Origin of the sequence: Flavivirga abyssicola (assembly GCF_030540775.2) — a bacterium.
Classification (GTDB): Bacteria; Bacteroidota; Bacteroidia; order Flavobacteriales; family Flavobacteriaceae; genus Flavivirga; species Flavivirga abyssicola.
In genome coordinates, this window is the sequence record NZ_CP141266.1 from 4,382,188 (window position 1) to 4,400,835 (window position 18,648).

An 18,648-nucleotide genomic window follows, 5' to 3' on the forward strand; every position below is an offset into this window, starting at 1 on the left:
ATGTATATAAAAAATAGGGCGGAAAGTGCTAAAACAAAGATTTTTACTTGATTGCAAAGTCCGCCATATTTTTAATTTGTATTTTAGTAAAAAGATAAAAATAAAATGAAAAATATGGCTAAGTGTAAATCCGAAAGTAAGTGCTTATCAACTGCCCTACTTTTCATATACGTATTCCAAGATAAAATCCTAATTAAAAAACAATTATTTCAAGCCACATGTTGGTGAAGAACCACATAGGGTGTTCCTCTTTTTACAACAGAAAATACCCTTGCCAATAATTTATTCCTAACATTGTTCAAAGCTATCATTTTGGGTTTTCCCTCTGCAACTTTTCGCTTGTAATACATTCTTAATACTGGATCGTGTTGTATGGCTGATATACTTGCCATACTTAACAAGCTTTTCATCTTTCTATCTCCTAAATAATGACACTTTTTGCGCCTATGAATACTTGTTCCCGATTGATACTCGTAGGGAGCAAGGCCTCAATAACTTGAAAATTTTCTCCAGCTTTCAAAGCGTTTAAAGTTCTCTGTATGATACAATAACTGACAAGCAACAACAAAACCTATTCCTCGTAAAGAAAGCAATAATTTGTAGGTGCTTGTGAGTTATCTTCTCTCAATAATAAATCCATTCTAGATTCTATACTTTTAATTTGTTTACTTAAATTCTCTATACTTCTCCTTAAAACAATACAACTGATACCTGTAGAGGGACTGCTCAAAAGTTGTTCTATTTCTTTTAAAGTCCCTAACAAACCGGCTCTACTTCTAATTAATTGATCTCGCAATCCAATAAGCCGACCTAACTCTTGACAAGTAATGCTTTTTAATTCGCTCGGAATCAGCTCTTCTCGATAAACCCAAGCGTACCTAGCTATAATACCTGAATCAATCTTATCTGTTTTCTCTCTGACCAGACCAGAGGAACGCTTTATCTTAATAGGGCTCTCTTCAACATAAGCAACACCTTTTAAACTTAAATAACTGGCTAGCTTTAAAGAATAATTACCTGTATTCTCAAAACAATAAAAAACAGAAAAGTCTTTGGTTTGTTTTATTGTCCAATTCAACATAGATTGGTAACCTTTAACATCATTAGTAAAAACACGGTGTCGTTGTGCTAAATGACAACTTGCATCTATTGTCTTCTTTGATACGTCAATACCTACTGCTTCTTCATAATTTTTCATACTTTTATATTTAGATATTAAAATTATGCTACATAAACTATTTCCTTTAACGGGTTCTGACAACCTAGTATTCCAATTGGTTCTATGTAACATTTAAAAAGAAAAGAGGACTAGTACGTCTAATAAGGCATTAGCCTGAAGACCGTTTTAGTTCTCCTCTTTTCTTCTATTAATTTAATAATTCAAAGTAAAGGAGACCGTTGTACTACATTTTCCTCACAACGGCATAATTCTTGATAAATTCCTACAATATTTTAATCTTAAAACAGACGGCTTAAAATGAAAAGAATTTTATTAACCTTAACTTTCTGCGGAATAACTTTAATCGCAAAATCACAAAACGCAAGTGTAGAAAAATCAACTTTTGGAATACAAACTGGATTTTTAGGAATTTGGACTCATAACGAAACAAAATTGTCTAATTCTATAGTTTTACGGACTGAAATTGGATTTGATAGCGGAATTTGGGGTGGAGATTTCTACGATGGAACTGGATTTTTAATGACACCTGTAATTACCTTTGAACCTAGACTTTATTACAATCTGAATAAACGAGTTAAAAAATCACGCAGGATTGACGGAAACAGCGGAAATTTTGTATCACTGAAAACAAGCTATCATCCTGACTGGTTTGTAATTTCAAATACGGAGAATGTAAGTATAATAAGTGACATTTCAATAATTCCGACTTGGGGAATACGAAGAAACATCGGAAAACATTTTAATTACGAAGCAGGAATTGGAATTGGATATAGATATATTTTTGCCAAACAAGCTGGATTCCTCGAAAACGAAAGTGAAGCCGCAGCAAATTTACATTTGAGAATTGGATACCGATTTTAAACAGAAAAAACGTTGTACAACAATGCATCATCCTATGAAAAATTGCTATTTTGTGCTTAACCAATGTGAGTTGCTTTGTTTGCTAGCTTCTGATTTTCCTTCGGAAAATCCTCGCACACAAACACGCAACTTTCCATATAGGTAACCCGCTAGCAGCAACCTAAAAAAAAGAAACGGGACAATCTTAATATTAAGAATTTGTCCCGTTCAGTGAGCCCTGAAGGATTCGAACCTTCGACCGCCTCCTTAGAAGGGAGGTGCTCTATCCAGCTGAGCTAAGAGCCCTAAAAGAAAACATTTTTGTTTTCTGGTGTGCAAATATAAAATTAACTACATATCTAACCAAAAGAAATCTTCATAAATTTAATCAATAATTCATAATACTTTAAAAACCTTATCTCTAGCCTTAATCATTCATTGATTATTATTATTTCTGAACTAAGATATAATTAAAAAGCACCATTTTCATGGTGCTTTTTAATAGATATAATATTTATTTAATTACCAAAACAATCCATATAAAACTGTTAGAATAATCATAATTGCAAACGAACCAATATTAAATAATGGTGTGGTTTTAAATAACTCTTTAGTAAGAGGGATTCCTTTAGGATCATCAGCTCCTTTATTCTGCATATTACTCATAATTACTATAACTAACATTGACAATACTGTCGTAATTCCCATTTGATGCATCCATGGTTCAAATGCTGGAATAGGTAAAAATTTAAGTGCCAATGCAATTGGAATAGACAAAATAGCGCCCCAAATTGCAGCATTGTTCGTGGTCTTTTTCCAGAATAAACCTAAAATAAATACGGCTAATATACCTGGACTTACAATACCTGTGTATTCCTGAATGAATTGGAATGCTTGATCGATACCTCCTAAAAGCGGAGCTACTATTACAGCGATAATTAAAGCAACTGCCGCAGAAATACGTCCTACATTTACGGTTGTTTTATCGTCTGCATTTTTATTAATATACTGTTTGTAAATATCCATAGTGAATATGGTAGATGTTGAATTTAGCATAGAAGCTAAAGAAGACACTATAGCAGCAGCTAAAGCGGCAAAAGCTACACCTTTAAGCCCAGTTGGTAAAAACTGTAATAACCAAGGATACGCTTTATCAGCTTGATCCGTTGTAGGCACGTTTAACATACCCGCTTCACCTAAATTAGACATAATAGAAGGGTCGTTAACCATAACGTAAGCCGCAATACCAGGAACAACTACAACCAATGGAATAACTAGTTTTAAGAACGCAGCCAATAAGATCCCTTTTTGAGACTCTTTTAAAGATTTAGCCGCTAAAGTTCTTTGTATTATATATTGATTGAAACCCCAGTAGTATAAGTTGGCTACCCATAAACCTCCTATTAATACCCATATACCAGGCAGATTTACATAGTTTTCATTTGTTTCTTCAAGAATCATATGGAATTTTTCTGGAGCTGCCTCTACAACTTTAGAAAACCCTGCAAAAACACCTTCTCCACCAGAAACCGTATTTAATGCTAAATAAGTAGTGATTAAACCTCCTAGCACCAAAAAGACAACTTGTATAACATCGGTCCAGGCAACAGCAGATAATCCTCCATATAAAGAATAAGCAGCAGCAAATAAAGCTAAACCAATAATGGCGTACATCATATCTACACCCATGATAGTCTCAATAGCTAATCCACCTAAATATAATACAGACGCTAGATTAACAAAAATATAAAGCGCCAACCAGAACACAGCTAGAATTGTTTTTAAGTTGGTCGAGAATCGTTTTTCAACAAACTCCGGGATAGTATAAAGTCCTTTCTCAATAAAAATGGGTAAGAAATACTTACCTACAATAATTAAAGTTAAGGCCGCCATCCACTCATAAGAGGCAATAGCTATACCTAGTGCAAATCCAGATCCAGACATACCAATAAATTGTTCTGCTGAAATATTTGCTGCAATTAATGATGTACCAATGGCCCACCAGGGTAAAGATTTACTAGCTAAAAAGTAATCTTCGGCATTTTTTTGATGGCCGTCCTTATCGCGAGATACCCACAATCCTACTCCCAAAATTAAAATGGCGTAAGCAATAAAGACTATATAGTCCCACATTTCGAATCCTGCTGTCATAGTTTAAAAATTATTTTAGTTATTTAATTTAAGACTCAAATATAAAAATTAAATTTTGAAACATACTACGTTTAATAGAAAAAAACCAAACTAGTAGGGTCTAGTAGGGTTTTTAAAAAAAATAATGATATATTTGTATTAGTTTATGATAAAAATCAAGCAAAAAATAGGGGTTCCAAAATATAGGCAAATAATCAACTCGATTGAAGATGCTATCCTTTCTGGTGCTTTACAAAAAGGAGATCAAATTCCCTCTATTAATACTGTTAAAGAGCAACATAACCTTTCAAGAGATACTGTTTTAATGGCTTTTAACGAGCTGAAAAGCAGAGGTATTATTCAATCCATAGTCGGAAAGGGATATTATGTAGCTAGTGAAAACGTTAACGTTACACAAAAAATATTTTTACTGTTTGATGAACTAAATTCTTTTAAAGAGGATTTATATAATTCTTTTTTAGAAAATTTGGGCGGCAATATTCAAGTAGATATTTTTTTCCATCATTTCAACAAAAACGTTTTTAGTAAATTAATTAATGACAATGTTGGCGACTATAATTATTATGTTATAATGCCTGCAAACTTGACAAATACAAATGAGGATATAAAGAAGCTAGCAAAAGATAAGGTCTATATTTTAGATCAAGTACATGATGATTTATTAGAATACTCTGCTATTTATCAGAACTTTGAAAAAGTCATTTTTAACAATCTTACTAAAGCATTACATCTCATTAAGAAATACAAAAAAATAATTCTAATTTTTTCCAAAGACAAGCAACCTCAAGGCATGTTGAAAGGTTTTAACCGATTTTGTAAAAAAAACAAGATGTCTTTTGAGGTTATAAATTCATTAAAAAACAGAGCCTTAAACAAGGGAGAACTATACGTAATGCCGGATGATAAAAGCTTGCTTCGAATTATAAAAAAAATGAAGAGTAGTAATCTATTATTGGCTAAAGATATAGGCGTTATCTCGTACAATGATACCTTACTTAAAGAAATTGTAGAAGGGGGTATTACAACCATTTCTACAGATTTCAATAAAATGGGGCAGCGTTTAGCTGAAATGATCCTTAACAAAGAATTAGTTAAAGTAGAAAACCCCAACAGTTTAATTATCAGAAACTCATTATAATTAAAAATAAAAATAGTGTATAAAATCAGTCACAACACAGCATCAAACATTCTAGAGATTGAAAATCTTGAAAACGGAGTGTATGGAAAAATTTATCTTGATTCTGGAGCCAGTTTACAAGAATTGACATTAAATGGAATAGCTATTATAAAAGATTTGTCTCCATTAACTTATGCTAACACATATGCGTCTTCTATTTTATTTCCTTTTGCAAATAGGATTAAAGATGGTGCATATACCTTTAATGATAAAAATTTTGAATTTGAGATAAACCAACAAGAAGAAAACAATGCTTTACATGGATTGGTTTACAATAAAACTTTTTCTATTGTAGATCAAGAAACGAGTCATGACTCAGCATCTATTTTACTAGAATACAACGAAACCGAATTATCTATTGGGTTTCCTTACACATATACAATACAATTAAAATATATTTTCACTTCAAACGACTTAAGTTTAAATGTTTCTGTAAAAAACACAGATTCAAAGGCGTTTCCGTTTACTTTAGGATGGCATCCCTATTTTTTAAGTGATGATTTATTTAATAGTTCATTAGAGTTTAACAGCAGTAAAAAAATAGTTTTGGGAGAAAGAAACATCACTACTGGTGTTGAAAATTTCGAATTAAAAGATATATTTGCTATTGAGGATAAACAACTGGATGATTGCTGGGTTTTAGATTCAAATAAGGTAATATTTAATACTCCTGAATATAAATTAATTATAGAATCTTCGGCAGAAAATAATTTCCTCCAAGCTTATACCCCTCCTAAGTTAAATACAATAGCTATTGAGCCTACTACTGGAGTTTCAGACAGTTTTAATAACCATATTGGGTTAGAGGTTTTAGATCCAAATGACACTTACAATATTAATTGGAGCTTAAAAATAAAATAACAACTTAACTAATACTAAAATGAGTACAATACTAATTAATGATGTAAAAAAAACATTCATCAATACATTTAAAACCGAACCTATTCTTATTTTCTCTCCAGGTCGAATTAATATTATTGGTGAGCATACAGATTACAATGATGGCTTTGTATTTCCTGCTGCGGTAGATAAAGGAATTGCGGCAGCTATGCAAAAGAGTGATGCAAATATATCTACAGCCTATGCCTTAGACAAAGACAGTCGTATCGAGTTTGAATTAGATAAATTAAAGCCATCTGCTGAAGGTAGTTGGGAGAATTATATTTTTGGAGTTGTTGCCGAAATTCAAAATAAAAACAAAGCCGTAGGTAATTTTAATATTGTTTTTAAAGGCGATATTCCGGGGGGTGCAGGTATGTCATCTTCTGCAGCATTAGAAAACAGTGTAGTATTTGGTTTAAATGAATTGTTTGATTTAGGGTTAACCAAACACGAAATGATTTTAATATCTCAAAAAGCAGAACATAATTATGTTGGTGTAAAATGCGGCATTATGGATCAATATGCCAGTATGTTTGGCATCAAGGACAATGCATTACTTTTAGATTGTAGAACTGTAGAATCTAAACCTTATGAAATAGACTTTAAGGACCATCAACTGATGCTAATTAATACTAATGTAAAGCATAGTTTATCTGATAGTGCCTATAACGACAGACGTTCTGCTTGTGAAAGTATTGCCGAATTACTCGGAATTAAAGCATTAAGAGATGCTACTGAAACCGATTTAGAAACTATTAAAGACAAAGTGTTACCAGAAAATTATCAAAAAGCACTTTATGTTATTCAAGAAAACAATAGAGCTATAAAAGCCTCAAAAGCTATTGAAACTAATGACTTAGAAACACTAGGTGCTTTAATATTTCAATCACATAATGGTTTACAACATCAATATAAAGTAAGCTGTGATGAATTAGATTTCTTAGTAGACCAGGCAAAAGCCAACGAACATGTTTTAGGAGCTAGAATGATGGGTGGTGGTTTTGGTGGTTGTACCATTAATTTAGTTTCAAAAAGTGAAGCTAAAGCTTTTGGAGAAGCCGCATCTATAGCTTACAAAAATGAATTTGACAAAGCGTGTTCTGTTTACTTTATAAAATTATCTGAAGGCACACACTTAGTAAAATAACCAATTACAATTTATTTAAAATGAAGAATACAGATTTACAAGACTATTCGCATAAGCGGTTAAATATACTTACAGGCGAATGGGTTTTAGTATCACCACATCGGGCAAAACGACCATGGCAAGGACAAAATGAAGCCGTATCAAATGACGCTAGACCTGCGTACGATGAAACCTGTTATCTATGTGCAGGGAATACCAGAATTAACGGAGAAATCAATCCAAAATATCAAGACGTATTTGTGTTTACTAACGATTTTGCTGCCTTACAAAAAGATTCTAAATCTTTTTCTGTAGAAGATGGTTTGCTAGTCGCCGAAAGCGAAACAGGTATATGCAAAGTGATTTGTTTTAGTCCAGATCACTCAAAAAGTTTAGCAGACATGGATGTTAAAGACATTCAAAAAGTGGTTTTCGCATGGCAAAAAGAATTCAAAGAACTGTCTGAAAACCCAAACATTAATTACGTCCAAATATTTGAAAACAAAGGAGCCGTAATGGGGTGTAGCAATCCACATCCGCATGGACAAATCTGGAGTCAATCTACACTTCCTAATGAAGTTGACAAAAAAAATACGCAGCAACTAGCCTATTATACCAAAAATAACTCCAGCCTTTTAGGTGATTATCTAGCACAAGAATTAGAAAAGCAAGAACGTATTATTTTTGAAAATGATAGTTTTGTAGTTTTAATACCCTTTTGGGCTGTATGGCCATTTGAAACCATGATTGTGCCTAAAAAACAACAAGCTACTATTTTAGAATTAAATGAGGCTGAAGCATTACAATATGCCGAAGCTATTTCTGTGTTAACAAAAGCATACGATAAATTATTTAATACATCGTTCCCCTACTCTAGTGGTATACATCAAGCTCCAACGGATGGAGAGGAAAATAAGCACTGGCATTGGCACATGAGTTTTTATCCGCCATTATTAAGAAGTGCTACGGTTAAGAAATTTATGGTAGGCTATGAAATGTTTGGTTCTCCGCAACGTGATATCACTGCTGAAATTGCAGCAAGAATGATACGTGAACTGATTTAACGATTATTTTTAATAGCAAATAATATTTAAAAACCTGATGCTACGCATCAGGTTTTTATTTTAATAATTTATTGGGTTACATACTAATTTCTGTTTTCAAAAGTTATATTTTAGCCAATAATTGGTATTCTAAATCATCTTTATTTAACAATGAAACGCTACTTATATTTTAGCCTTACTGTATTTTTTTTAATATTCTGGAGTTCTTGCCGTAAAGATTTTGAATTTTCCCCTAGTACTGGTAATCTTGAATTTTCAAAAGACACGGTGTATCTAGATACCATTTTTACTAATATTGGCTCTAGCACCTATAACTTAAAAGTATACAATAGAAGTAACGAAGATATTTCTATACCCTCTCTAAGATTAGCATTAGGTGAAAACTCTAACTACAGACTAAATGTAGATGGTCTTGCTGGTAAAATTTTTGAAGATGTACAAATATTAGCCAAAGACAGCCTATTTATCTTTGTAGAATCAACCATAGATATTAATAATTTCCCAAATCCAAACGGAAACTTTCTATATACCGATCAAATTGAATTTGATGCCGATGCCAATCTTCAAAAAGTAGAACTTGTTACCTTAGTGCAAGATGCAGTCTTTATTTACCCTAATCGAGATAATACAACTAAAGTTATAGAAACATTAATACTTGATATAGGTGGCGAAACGGTTGAAACCGAATTGCAAGGACGCGAATTATTACCAACAGAACTTACTTTTACAAATGAAAAACCCTATGTTATTTATGGTTTTGCAACCGTACCAAATGGAGAAACTCTAACCATTAATGCTGGAGCTAGACTACATTTTCATAATAACTCGGGAATCATCGTGTCTAATAATGCCTCATTACAAGTTAATGGTTTGCATAGTAACAATCAGGATTTATTAGAAAATGAAGTTATCTTTGAAGGAGATCGCTTAGAGCCTAATTTATCAGATGTTCCTGGACAATGGGGGACCATTTGGTTATTAGATGGTAGCATTAATAATTCAATAAACTATGCCACCATTAAAAACGCATCCGTTGGTATTCTATGTGATGGTAGCCCTAATGCTATTTCAGAGGTGCTTACTATATCCAATTCGCAAATTTACAATTCTAGTAATTTTGGTATTCTAGGAAGAAATACCTCTATTTCTGGAGAAAACATCATTATTAATAATACGGGACAATCATCTTTTGCTGGTACATTAGGGGGCAGATATAATTTTACGCACAGTACAATTGCAAACTATTGGAATAACGGATCTAGGCAATTCCCTTCTGTTTTGCTTAATAATTTTGTTTTAGATGAAGACAACAATGCTACAATAGCCAATTTAGCAGAAGCCAACTTTAATAATTGTATCATTTACGGAAATAATAATCCGGAAATTCTACTTGATGAAATCGAAGATAATGCTGTTGTATTTAATTTTAAATTCACCAATTGCTTAATTCGTTTTGAAGATAGGAATAATAACTTTACTGGGCCTAACTATGATTTAAATGATACGAGTCATTATGAAGGAAATATTTTCAATGAAACCCCCGATTTTCTTGACCCATCACTAAACAAATTGATCATAGGTAACGAATCCGCAGGCAATAATCAAGGACTCCCTGTTTTTGCTACTCAAGTGCCTTTAGATATTTTAAATGTAAATAGAACAACATCTCCTGATTTAGGGGCCTATCAGCATATAACTTTTCCTGAGGAAAACTAATTTTAAATGCCTTATTAGTCTTTTTACCAGGCTAGTTATGAACAGACTTGATTTTGTAAAAAAATTCAACTAACTTCGTTTAACAGTCAATAAAGTTCATTGAAACGTAACTTTATCTTTGCATTGTAGCCAATTTTTAAACCTATGAATGAAAATAACAGGAAAAGAGTATTTGTCTCATACTCATGGGATAATCAAGAACATCAAGAATGGGTTTTAAATTTATCGAAAGAGTTAATGAAAAAATTTGGTGTAGATATAATACTAGATCAATTTGAATTAAGTGCTGGGAAAGATTTGACTTATTTTATGGAAAGTTCAATTGAAAAAGCAGATAAAGTTTTAGTAATACTAACACCAAACTACAAGTTAAAAGCTGAAAACAGAAGTAAGGGAGTTGGATATGAAACTTCAATGATCTCTCAAGAAATTTTTCAATCACCAATATCCACGGTTAAATTTATACCAATCCTTAGAGAAGGTAGTTTAGCTACCTCGACTCCTAAATTTCTAAAATCAAAAATTTATCATGAAATGGTTGATGACAGTAAGTACATAAATAAACTTTATGAATTGTCTCAAATAATTTATGACAAACCATTAATAGAGAAGCCAGAACTTGGAGAAATACCTGATTTTAAAGACAAAAAAATTGATCCAATAATTGACATTGCAATTGCTGTATCAAATGAAGAAAAATTAAATAATGAGATTGATTCAATTATGGAATCATTCCAAGGTGCTTCTCTTTTTAAAGATGAGATTGAAAAATTAAAATTAATGTTGAATGAGAAAATAAAACTATACAGAACAAGTACAGCATTACCTTTCAATCATCAATTAAATAATAGAGACTCCTATGTTATTAGTGTTTTAAAATATTCAGTCAGTTTTTATTGGAATTTGCCCTTTTCAAATACAGTTATGGATTCAGAATTAGTAGTTAGATACTGGAATGGTGTTATACATCTTGAAAGAGGTCATTATTTTCCTGGACGTGAACCAAAAGTCGTAAAAGAAACTATCTATTCATTAGATATGGATTACAGCAAAAACTTATTATGGCATAATCAAAAACAAAAAATGACTACCTCTGAGATAGTACAACAAGCATTTCTTTATCTGATTGAGAATGTACAAAAAGAGAAAAGTAAGAAATTTAGGAGTTAAACTGGCCACAACAACGTGTCAATTGCTGGTTCTGTTTGTACTCGGAAAATCCTACGGATTTTCTTCTGGTTTGTTTTCTTTTGCTAACTTAGTTCCAGCCAACGCAACTAACCATACGCAAACGCGTTAAACAAACATCTAAAAATATTTGATAACACTTAATTTACATATCAAAAACAAAAAATCCTGCATAAAGCAGGATTTTTAATTAACACCATATAAAAAGTTTAAACAAACAAAGGTTTATCCTTCATCATTGTATTAACTTTATCTTTTATAGCCTCTAAAACTGATTCATCTTCAAAATTAGTGATCACTTCATCTATTAATTCTACAATGGCCAACATGTCGGCTTCTTTTAAACCACGGGTTGTAACAGCTGAAACACCTAAACGAATTCCAGATGTAACAAACGGTGACTTATCATCAAAAGGCACCATATTTTTATTTACCGTAATATCTGCTTTAACCAGAGCCTGCTCAGCATCTTTACCAGAAAGGTTTTTGTTACGCAAATCAATCAACATACAGTGATTATCGGTTCCACCAGAAATAATATTATAGCCTTTAGCAACCAAAGCATCAGCCATAGCTGCAGCATTACTTTTTACTTGCAATTGGTAGTTTAAAAAATCATCCGTTAACGCTTCTCCAAAAGCAATAGCTTTGGCAGCAATAACATGTTCTAAAGGACCGCCTTGATTTCCAGGAAAAACAGCAGAATCCAATAATGATGACATTTTACGTAAGTTTCCATTTTTTAAAGTAATTCCAAATGGATTATCAAAATCTTGCCCCATCATTATAATACCTCCTCTAGGACCTCTTAAAGTCTTATGGGTGGTGGTTGTAACAATATGACAATGTGGTAACGGATCATTTAAAATCCCCTTAGCTATCAATCCTGCAGGATGTGATATATCTGCCATTAAAATAGCGCCAACACTATCAGCTATAGTTCTAAAACGTTTAAAATCAATATCGCGAGAGTATGCAGATGCACCAGCAATAATTAATTTTGGCTGCTCTTTAGTAGCTACCTCCTGAATTTTATCATAATTTAATATACCTGTCTCCTGCTCTACACCATAAAATACAGGATTATAAAGTTTACCAGAAAAATTTACTGGAGATCCATGAGTTAAATGTCCTCCGTGTGATAAATCGAAACCTAAAATTTTATCACCAGGTTTTAAACATGCATGATACACTGCTGTATTAGCCTGACTTCCAGAATGTGGTTGCACGTTTACATATGCAGCCCCAAATAATGCCTTCGCTCTATCAATAGCAATCTGTTCAACTTCATCAACAACTTCACAACCGCCATAATACCTTTTCCCAGGGTACCCTTCAGCATATTTATTAGTTAATACAGAGCCCGCAGCTTCCATGACCTGGTCGCTTACAAAGTTCTCTGACGCAATAAGCTCAATACCGTGTAATTGGCGTTCTTTTTCTGCTTGAATAAGTTCAAAAATTTGTTCGTCGCGTTGCATAAAATTAAATTATTGTTAAATATTTCGACAAAAATAGGAAATAGAATAGTTAATAACATCAAAAAAGGTTTATTTACTGAGAAGTTTTTAACCATTTTATTAACGGTTATGCTAAATCTATATTTTCATTCATTTTTTCATTTAAAATAAAAAAAATGTGTAGGTTTGATACGAATTTAATAAACTATAAATATATTTTAAGTTATGCCATTATCAGCTAACAATCCAGATAGAAAGTCGTGGTTACACGTAGATAAAAATTCAGATTTTCCAATTCAGAATATTCCTTTCGGGGTTTTCTTAACTCGAGACGATATTATTACTATAGGAACTCGTATTGGTGATACCGCTATAGATCTGGGTGCCTTACATCAATTAGGGTATTTTAAAGGGATTCCTTTAACAGAAGATATTTTTCTTCAAGATACTTTAAATGATTTTATTGCAGATGGTAGAAAAACATGGCGTTCGGTACGCAACAGAATTGCAGATATTTTCGATTCAGAAAACACGACGCTTAAAAACAACAAGAAACATAAAGAGATTGTATTATTTCGTTTAGATGAAATTGAAATGCAATTACCTGTACATATAGGAGATTATACAGATTTCTATTCAAGTAAAGAGCATGCTACAAATGTAGGCACCATGTTTAGAGATCCTGATAATGCCTTATTACCAAACTGGCTACATATTCCTGTTGGGTATCATGGTAGAAGTTCTTCCATTATTCCTTCTGGAATTCCAGTTCACAGACCTCAAGGACAAACATTGCCCGCAGATGCAAAAGCACCTGTTTTTGGCCCAAGTAAATTAGTCGATTTTGAATTAGAAATGGCGTTTATAACAACTGACGCTAATGATTTGGGAGAACCTATTCCTATAGAGGAAGCTGAAGAATATATTTTTGGACTCGTATTATTTAACGATTGGAGTGCTAGAGACATTCAAAAATGGGAATATGTTCCATTAGGACCATTTTTAGCGAAAAACTTTGCTTCTTCAATCTCTCCATGGATTGTAACACTTGATGCCTTAGAGCCTTACAGAGTTGAAGGGCCTAAAGCTATAAAACCACAATTAGACTACCTTAAATATAAAGGAAAGAAAAGCTTCGATATTAATTTAGAGGTATCCATTCAGCCTCAAGGTGCTAAAGAGACCGTAGTAAGTAAATCAAACTTTAAACATATGTACTGGAATATGGCACAACAATTAACACATCATACTGTTAATGGTTGCCCTGTAAATTCTGGAGATATGATGGGAAGTGGTACTATTTCTGGTCCTACCCCAGGTTCTTATGGCTCCATGCTGGAACTTTCATGGCGAGGTGAAAAACCACTTAAAATGAATGATGGTTCGGAACGTAAGTTTATTAATGACCATGATACTGTTATTATGAGAGGATTTTGTGAAAAAGATGGAACACGCATTGGTTTTGGTGAAGTTTCTACGAAATTACTTCCAGTTTTTAATCCTAAAAAAATTAAATAAGTAATCACAATTATTACTTACAACCGACTAATATTCAGGAAAATGTCTCCTCGAGCGCAGTCCGAGAGGTTCTTAAATGACTACAAATTTCAATAGGTCTCGACTTTAGTTTATACTGAGTACTTCGACTGCGCTCAGTATAAACTATAGCCGAAGTACTCGACCAGACAACACATTAAACAACTAAAAATCAAAATGTTACAAAAAATATTACATCGAACTCACGTTATTTAACGTAAATCTTGTGCAAGAGCTCAAGATGTCACTTCGAGTTAAATTCTGGAAGAATTTAGTATCGAGAAGCTTTTTTGTATAAATTTTATTTTTTTTAATACAATTCATAATAAAAAAACTTACAATATAAATAATTCAAATTCATTTAAACGTATTTATTGGTATTTTATCTGATTTTTTAGTATTTTGGCACAACTATTGGGTTAGTGCCCTAAGTAACCAATAAGATCCAATCTATGAAAAAACTACTACTTTTTACAATAAGTCTTTTTGTACTTATGTCTTGTGGCGGAAAAAAACAAGTAGAAGCTGCAGTAAATTCAGGCAACTATGATCAAGCCATTACGACTGCCTTAAATAAGCTTAGAACAAATAAAAACAAAAAACGTAAATTCGATTACGTTTTAATGTTACAAGACGCTTATCACAAAGCCGCAGAACGTGACTTAAACAGTATAGAGCATTTAAAAAAGGATAAGAACCCTGAACTTTATAGAGAAATTTATGAGCTTTATATGGACTTAAATGCGCGTCAGGAAGCTATCAAACCTATTTTGCCATTAAATATAAATGGCAGAAATGTTTCTTTTAATTTCAGCGATTATAGTAATGACATCGTACAATCTCGCGAAACTGTTTCCAATTATTTATATGAAAAGGGATTGGATTTATTAGAATTAGAAGATAAAGCACAAATTAGAGAAGCTTATAACGTTTTAAATTATGTTGAATCTATTAATCCTAATTATGAACTGACAAGGGATTTAATGAAAGAGGCTCATGAACGTGGAACGGCGTATGTAAGTGTAACAATTGAAAATAGTACCAATCAAATTATTCCGCAACGTTTAGAAGAGGATTTATTAAACTTTGACACTTATGGATTAAATCAATTCTGGACTGTATATCATGCACAACCCAATAAGGAAATTGCATATGATTACGCCATGCAGTTACATTTAAAACAAATTAATATTTCACCAGAGCATATTAAAGAACGTGAGTATATAAGAGAAAAAGAAATCGTAGACGGCTGGAAATATGAATTGGATAGCAAAGGTAACGTTGTAAAAGATAGTTTGGGTAACGATATTAAGATTGATAAAATAGTTAAGGTAAAAGCGCGCTATAATGAATTTACTCAAATAAAATCAACACAAGTTATTGCTGATGTCCTCTATTTGGATATAAAAACTAAGCAACTGTTAGATACTTTCACTATTGACAGTGAGTTTATTTTCGAAAACCTCTTTGCCAGAATACGAGGCGATAAGAGAGCCTTAAACTCAGAAGACAGAAGAATATTAAATAATAGAAGAGTCCCCTTCCCAAGTAATGAACAAATGGTCTATGATACTGGAGAAGACCTAAAGCTAAAACTAAAAAACATTATTAGCTCTTATAGAGTTAAAGTTTAACTAAAAGGTCTAAAAAGTGTCATTCTGAATATTACCGAGAAACAAAATATATTTTGTTTAGAAGGTATCAGGGAAGCTGTGAAAAATCTCTTTAAAATACATGTATCTGATTGTGAATAAAATAAGATTCTTCGCGTTGCTCTGAATGACAAAAAATATTACTTTTTAGGCTCTTAGTTTTCTATTTAAAGCGTCTACAATTATTGAATTTTACCATCATGGAATCCTGCCCGTTTCCAGATTCCATCATCTTTTATCCAAATATTTGTCACTCTATATTCGTTGTTTTGAATTTCGCCTTGCTTCTTTGAAGAGACCACTATTTTTGCTGTTAGTATCGCCGTATGATTATTATATAGCTCAACTTCGGTGTCCTTCATTTCATAGGTATTAACAACAAGTTCACCTTTTTCAATCTGCGCTTTTCTAGTTCTCAAATAATTTACCCAGGCCCTTTTATCTATTGGTTTTGAAATACCATTAGTATGTCTGTAATTTTCAGTAAGCATCGATTCTAATTTCGCAATGTTACATACTTTAAAGGCTGTATTAAAAGCTTCAACTCTATTTAATAAAGCTATTTTTTCATTCTCTATATCCTTATTCCCTATTTCATTTTTTTTTACAACCAATTGCAACTGTTATAAAAATAATACAAATCCATATTTTTATAAACAACACATTTTTCATTTTTTGCCATTCTAAATTTGATTCTTAGCTATTTTTATTCTTCAATTTGTGATTCTATCCAAGCATCAATCTTATCCTCTAGTAACTGTAATGGAATACATCCTGTTTCTAATATTTCATTATGAAATTCACGAATATCAAATTTATCTCCTAGTTTTTCCTTAGACTTAGAGCGTAATTCTCTAATTTTCAGCTGACCTATCTTATAGGATAACGCTTGGCCAGGGTTTGCCATATAACGCTCTATCTCGCTAATAATATTTTCTTCTGGTTCGGCTTCATTCTCTAAAGAATATGCAATAGCCTGTTCTCTTGTCCATCCTTTTGAATGAATCCCAGTATCAACAACCAACCTAATTGCTCTGTGAATCTCTGCGCTTAACATTCCAAAATACTGATAAGGATCTTTATATAAACCTAATTCTTTTCCCATAGATTCTGTGTATAACGCCCATCCTTCGCCATAAGCACTGTACCATAATGTTTTTCTAAAATCTGGCAATTCAGTATTTTCCTGTGCTAAAGATATCTGAAAATGATGACCAGGAATGGCTTCATGCAAAAACAGGTCTTCTTTATCGAAAACATTATATTTCTCTACATCAGGAATTGGTGTATAAAAAATACCTGGTCTCGTTCCATCAAGAGAACCCGCATTATAATTTGCAGCAGCAGATTTTTCTCTAAAAGGCTCCGTTCTTCTAACTTCAAATCCTGTTTTTGGTTGATTTCCAAATAACTTATCAATTTGAGGTTGCATAACTTTGTGAATGCTATCATAAAAAGCAATTACTTGAGAACGCTCAGTAAACGGCATTAACTCTTTACTCGTTCTTACATGATTAAAGAAAGCTTTTAAATCTCCTTCAAATCCAACGTCCTCTTTAACAGCTTCCATTTCTGAACGAATTCTGGCAACTTCACGTAAACCTAACTCATGGATTTCATTAGCTGTCATATTCGTTGTTGTATGCTTCTTTACTTGATGGGCATAATAAGCGTCGCCCAGAGGCGTGTCATTAATACCGCTTGAAGTTCTTCCATTTTTCAAATAATCGCCAGTTAAAAATTCTACCATTTGCTTGTGAACCGGTATAATTTTATTAGCAATCACATCGGTATAAATTTTAGTAAGCTCTTTTCGTTCTTCATCAGTAAAAACTTCCGGTATATTCTTAATAGGAGAAAAATATAAATGATCTTCAACACGACCTTCAGATAAAGACTCAAACTGTGGAATTACTTTTATTATCAAAGACTTTGGCAAAACATAACCTGTTTTTATCCCTTCTTTCATTTTTAATTTCGCCGAATTTAACCATACCAAATAAGCTTCTACGCGAATTAACCAATCTTTATAATCTTTAACAGTTTTAAACGGTTGCGCATTTGTTCCTCCCGCCAATTGGTTAAAATCTAAATTTTTAGACCACATTTGATCTATTGGCATCAAATCCTTCTTAAATGCTATAGCTTCCAGATTAATATAACAATCCCATTCTAAAACAGCTTTACTCATTTTCTCTGTTTCAGTTAAAAGAGATTCATCAATTTCTGCTAGTGCTATTTTATATTTCATGTAATAAGCCTTCTTTTTAGACTTATATTCATCAGATAAAAAATCCGGAAATTTAGTATTAAACCTATTATCTCCTGCATTTGTAGCTTTCATAGGATCTAATTCATACCCTTCTTCATTGTAACCATCTAGAAGTTTAGAAAAATTTAATACAGTAGCGGCTTGATTTTTTTTAGTGTTTTCATCTTTACATGACACTAATAAAACTATTATGAAAAATAAAACGAATCTGTTCATTATATAAGTAGTATGGTTTTTGTAAAAATAGCATTTAATTTTTACTAACGTATTACAAGACAACGATTTTACAACCTAGTTATAACTAACCATACATAAACTCTAATCCCCAAATAGCAGAAGTAACAAATTGAATAATTAAAAACCCAAAAAGCAATTTATTTTGGAAAGCAACCAATACATGCATG

Annotated in this window: 15 protein-coding genes, 1 tRNA gene and 1 pseudogene; 9 read left to right on the forward strand and 8 right to left on the reverse strand. The window is 32.3% G+C overall.

The features are described 5' to 3' along the window. Window positions 1–209: 209 nt before the first annotated feature. The 3 genes and pseudogenes from Q4Q34_RS18325 to Q4Q34_RS18335 form a co-directional block, all read right to left on the reverse strand. Window positions 210–392, reverse strand: a complete 183-nt coding sequence (locus Q4Q34_RS18325; protein WP_303318047.1) for a hypothetical protein — start codon at window positions 390–392, stop codon at window positions 210–212. A gap of 6 nt (window positions 393–398) precedes the next feature. Then, window positions 399–593: pseudogene (locus Q4Q34_RS18330) on the reverse strand (transposase); the annotation flags it as partial. Then, window positions 572–1,198: an IS110 family transposase gene (locus tag Q4Q34_RS18335; protein WP_303317871.1), complete on the reverse strand. Its 627-nt coding sequence runs from the start codon at window positions 1,196–1,198 to the stop codon at window positions 572–574. The gene Q4Q34_RS18335 and the pseudogene Q4Q34_RS18330, both read right to left, overlap by 22 nt. Before the next feature lie 279 nt (window positions 1,199–1,477). Here Q4Q34_RS18335 and Q4Q34_RS18340 point away from each other — a divergent pair, with 279 nt between their 5' ends. Beyond that, entirely contained in the window at window positions 1,478–2,041 is a 564-nt protein-coding gene (locus tag Q4Q34_RS18340) for a hypothetical protein (protein ID WP_303317872.1), read from the forward strand. Window positions 2,042–2,252: 211 nt separating this feature from the next. Here Q4Q34_RS18340 and Q4Q34_RS18345 read toward each other — a convergent pair. Further along, window positions 2,253–2,326: transfer RNA gene (locus tag Q4Q34_RS18345), tRNA-Arg, on the reverse strand. Window positions 2,327–2,542: 216 nt separating this feature from the next. Further along, window positions 2,543–4,171 carry a sodium/sugar symporter gene (locus Q4Q34_RS18350; RefSeq protein WP_303317873.1) on the reverse strand — a complete coding sequence of 543 codons (1,629 nt, stop codon included), beginning with the start codon at window positions 4,169–4,171 and terminating at the stop codon, window positions 2,543–2,545. Between the two features lie 145 nt (window positions 4,172–4,316). Between Q4Q34_RS18350 and Q4Q34_RS18355 the strand changes: the two genes are divergently transcribed. The 6 genes from Q4Q34_RS18355 (at window position 4,317) to Q4Q34_RS18380 (ending at window position 11,306) form a co-directional block, all read left to right on the forward strand. Further along, window positions 4,317–5,309, forward strand: a complete 993-nt coding sequence (locus Q4Q34_RS18355; protein WP_303317874.1) for a GntR family transcriptional regulator — start codon at window positions 4,317–4,319, stop codon at window positions 5,307–5,309. A gap of 15 nt (window positions 5,310–5,324) precedes the next feature. After that, window positions 5,325–6,209 carry an aldose 1-epimerase gene (locus Q4Q34_RS18360; protein WP_303317875.1) on the forward strand — a complete coding sequence of 295 codons (885 nt, stop codon included), beginning with the start codon at window positions 5,325–5,327 and terminating at the stop codon, window positions 6,207–6,209. A 19-nt stretch (window positions 6,210–6,228) separates the two neighbouring features. Beyond that, complete coding sequence (gene galK, locus Q4Q34_RS18365; RefSeq protein WP_303317876.1) at window positions 6,229–7,377, forward strand: galactokinase; 1,149 nt, start codon at window positions 6,229–6,231, stop codon at window positions 7,375–7,377. Between the two features lie 20 nt (window positions 7,378–7,397). Further along, complete coding sequence (locus Q4Q34_RS18370) at window positions 7,398–8,420, forward strand: UDP-glucose--hexose-1-phosphate uridylyltransferase (RefSeq protein ID WP_303317877.1); 1,023 nt, start codon at window positions 7,398–7,400, stop codon at window positions 8,418–8,420. 150 nt (window positions 8,421–8,570) lie between these two features. Next, window positions 8,571–10,136: a hypothetical protein gene (locus tag Q4Q34_RS18375; protein ID WP_303317878.1), complete on the forward strand. Its 1,566-nt coding sequence runs from the start codon at window positions 8,571–8,573 to the stop codon at window positions 10,134–10,136. Between the two features lie 144 nt (window positions 10,137–10,280). Beyond that, window positions 10,281–11,306 (forward strand): toll/interleukin-1 receptor domain-containing protein, encoded by a 1,026-nt coding sequence (locus Q4Q34_RS18380; RefSeq protein WP_303317879.1) that lies wholly within the window; start codon window positions 10,281–10,283, stop codon window positions 11,304–11,306. A 227-nt stretch (window positions 11,307–11,533) separates the two neighbouring features. Here the strand turns inward: Q4Q34_RS18380 and glyA are convergent, their stop codons facing one another. After that, on the reverse strand, window positions 11,534–12,805 hold the full coding sequence (gene glyA / locus Q4Q34_RS18385; protein ID WP_303317880.1) for a serine hydroxymethyltransferase: 1,272 nt from the start codon (window positions 12,803–12,805) through the stop codon (window positions 11,534–11,536). A gap of 204 nt (window positions 12,806–13,009) precedes the next feature. On the opposite strand from glyA, the gene fahA reads away from it, so the two are divergent. Then, complete coding sequence (fahA, locus tag Q4Q34_RS18390) at window positions 13,010–14,302, forward strand: fumarylacetoacetase (RefSeq protein ID WP_303317881.1); 1,293 nt, start codon at window positions 13,010–13,012, stop codon at window positions 14,300–14,302. A 470-nt stretch (window positions 14,303–14,772) separates the two neighbouring features. Continuing rightward, on the forward strand, window positions 14,773–15,954 hold the full coding sequence (locus Q4Q34_RS18395; RefSeq protein ID WP_303317882.1) for a hypothetical protein: 1,182 nt from the start codon (window positions 14,773–14,775) through the stop codon (window positions 15,952–15,954). Window positions 15,955–16,154: 200 nt separating this feature from the next. Here the strand turns inward: Q4Q34_RS18395 and Q4Q34_RS18400 are convergent, their stop codons facing one another. After that, window positions 16,155–16,586, reverse strand: a complete 432-nt coding sequence (locus Q4Q34_RS18400) for a nuclear transport factor 2 family protein (protein WP_303317883.1) — start codon at window positions 16,584–16,586, stop codon at window positions 16,155–16,157. Between the two features lie 92 nt (window positions 16,587–16,678). Continuing rightward, window positions 16,679–18,460, reverse strand: a complete 1,782-nt coding sequence (locus tag Q4Q34_RS18405; RefSeq protein ID WP_303317884.1) for a DUF885 domain-containing protein — start codon at window positions 18,458–18,460, stop codon at window positions 16,679–16,681. Window positions 18,461–18,648 lie beyond the last annotated feature (188 nt).

What these genes read in the sequence shown, in the direction of transcription:
- Q4Q34_RS18325 (WP_303318047.1), bottom strand. Translation starts at nt 392, where the DNA reads ATGGCAAGTATATCAGCCATACAACACGATCCAGTATTAAGAATGTAT.
- Q4Q34_RS18335 (WP_303317871.1), bottom strand. Translation starts at nt 1,198, where the DNA reads ATGAAAAATTATGAAGAAGCAGTAGGTATTGACGTATCAAAGAAGACA.
- Q4Q34_RS18340 (WP_303317872.1), top strand. Translation starts at nt 1,478, where the DNA reads ATGAAAAGAATTTTATTAACCTTAACTTTCTGCGGAATAACTTTAATC.
- Q4Q34_RS18350 (WP_303317873.1), bottom strand. Translation starts at nt 4,171, where the DNA reads ATGACAGCAGGATTCGAAATGTGGGACTATATAGTCTTTATTGCTTAC.
- Q4Q34_RS18355 (WP_303317874.1), top strand. Translation starts at nt 4,317, where the DNA reads ATGATAAAAATCAAGCAAAAAATAGGGGTTCCAAAATATAGGCAAATA.
- galK (WP_303317876.1), top strand. Translation starts at nt 6,229, where the DNA reads ATGAGTACAATACTAATTAATGATGTAAAAAAAACATTCATCAATACA.
- Q4Q34_RS18370 (WP_303317877.1), top strand. Translation starts at nt 7,398, where the DNA reads ATGAAGAATACAGATTTACAAGACTATTCGCATAAGCGGTTAAATATA.
- Q4Q34_RS18375 (WP_303317878.1), top strand. Translation starts at nt 8,571, where the DNA reads ATGAAACGCTACTTATATTTTAGCCTTACTGTATTTTTTTTAATATTC.
- Q4Q34_RS18380 (WP_303317879.1), top strand. Translation starts at nt 10,281, where the DNA reads ATGAATGAAAATAACAGGAAAAGAGTATTTGTCTCATACTCATGGGAT.
- glyA (WP_303317880.1), bottom strand. Translation starts at nt 12,805, where the DNA reads ATGCAACGCGACGAACAAATTTTTGAACTTATTCAAGCAGAAAAAGAA.
- fahA (WP_303317881.1), top strand. Translation starts at nt 13,010, where the DNA reads ATGCCATTATCAGCTAACAATCCAGATAGAAAGTCGTGGTTACACGTA.
- Q4Q34_RS18395 (WP_303317882.1), top strand. Translation starts at nt 14,773, where the DNA reads ATGAAAAAACTACTACTTTTTACAATAAGTCTTTTTGTACTTATGTCT.
- Q4Q34_RS18405 (WP_303317884.1), bottom strand. Translation starts at nt 18,460, where the DNA reads ATGAACAGATTCGTTTTATTTTTCATAATAGTTTTATTAGTGTCATGT.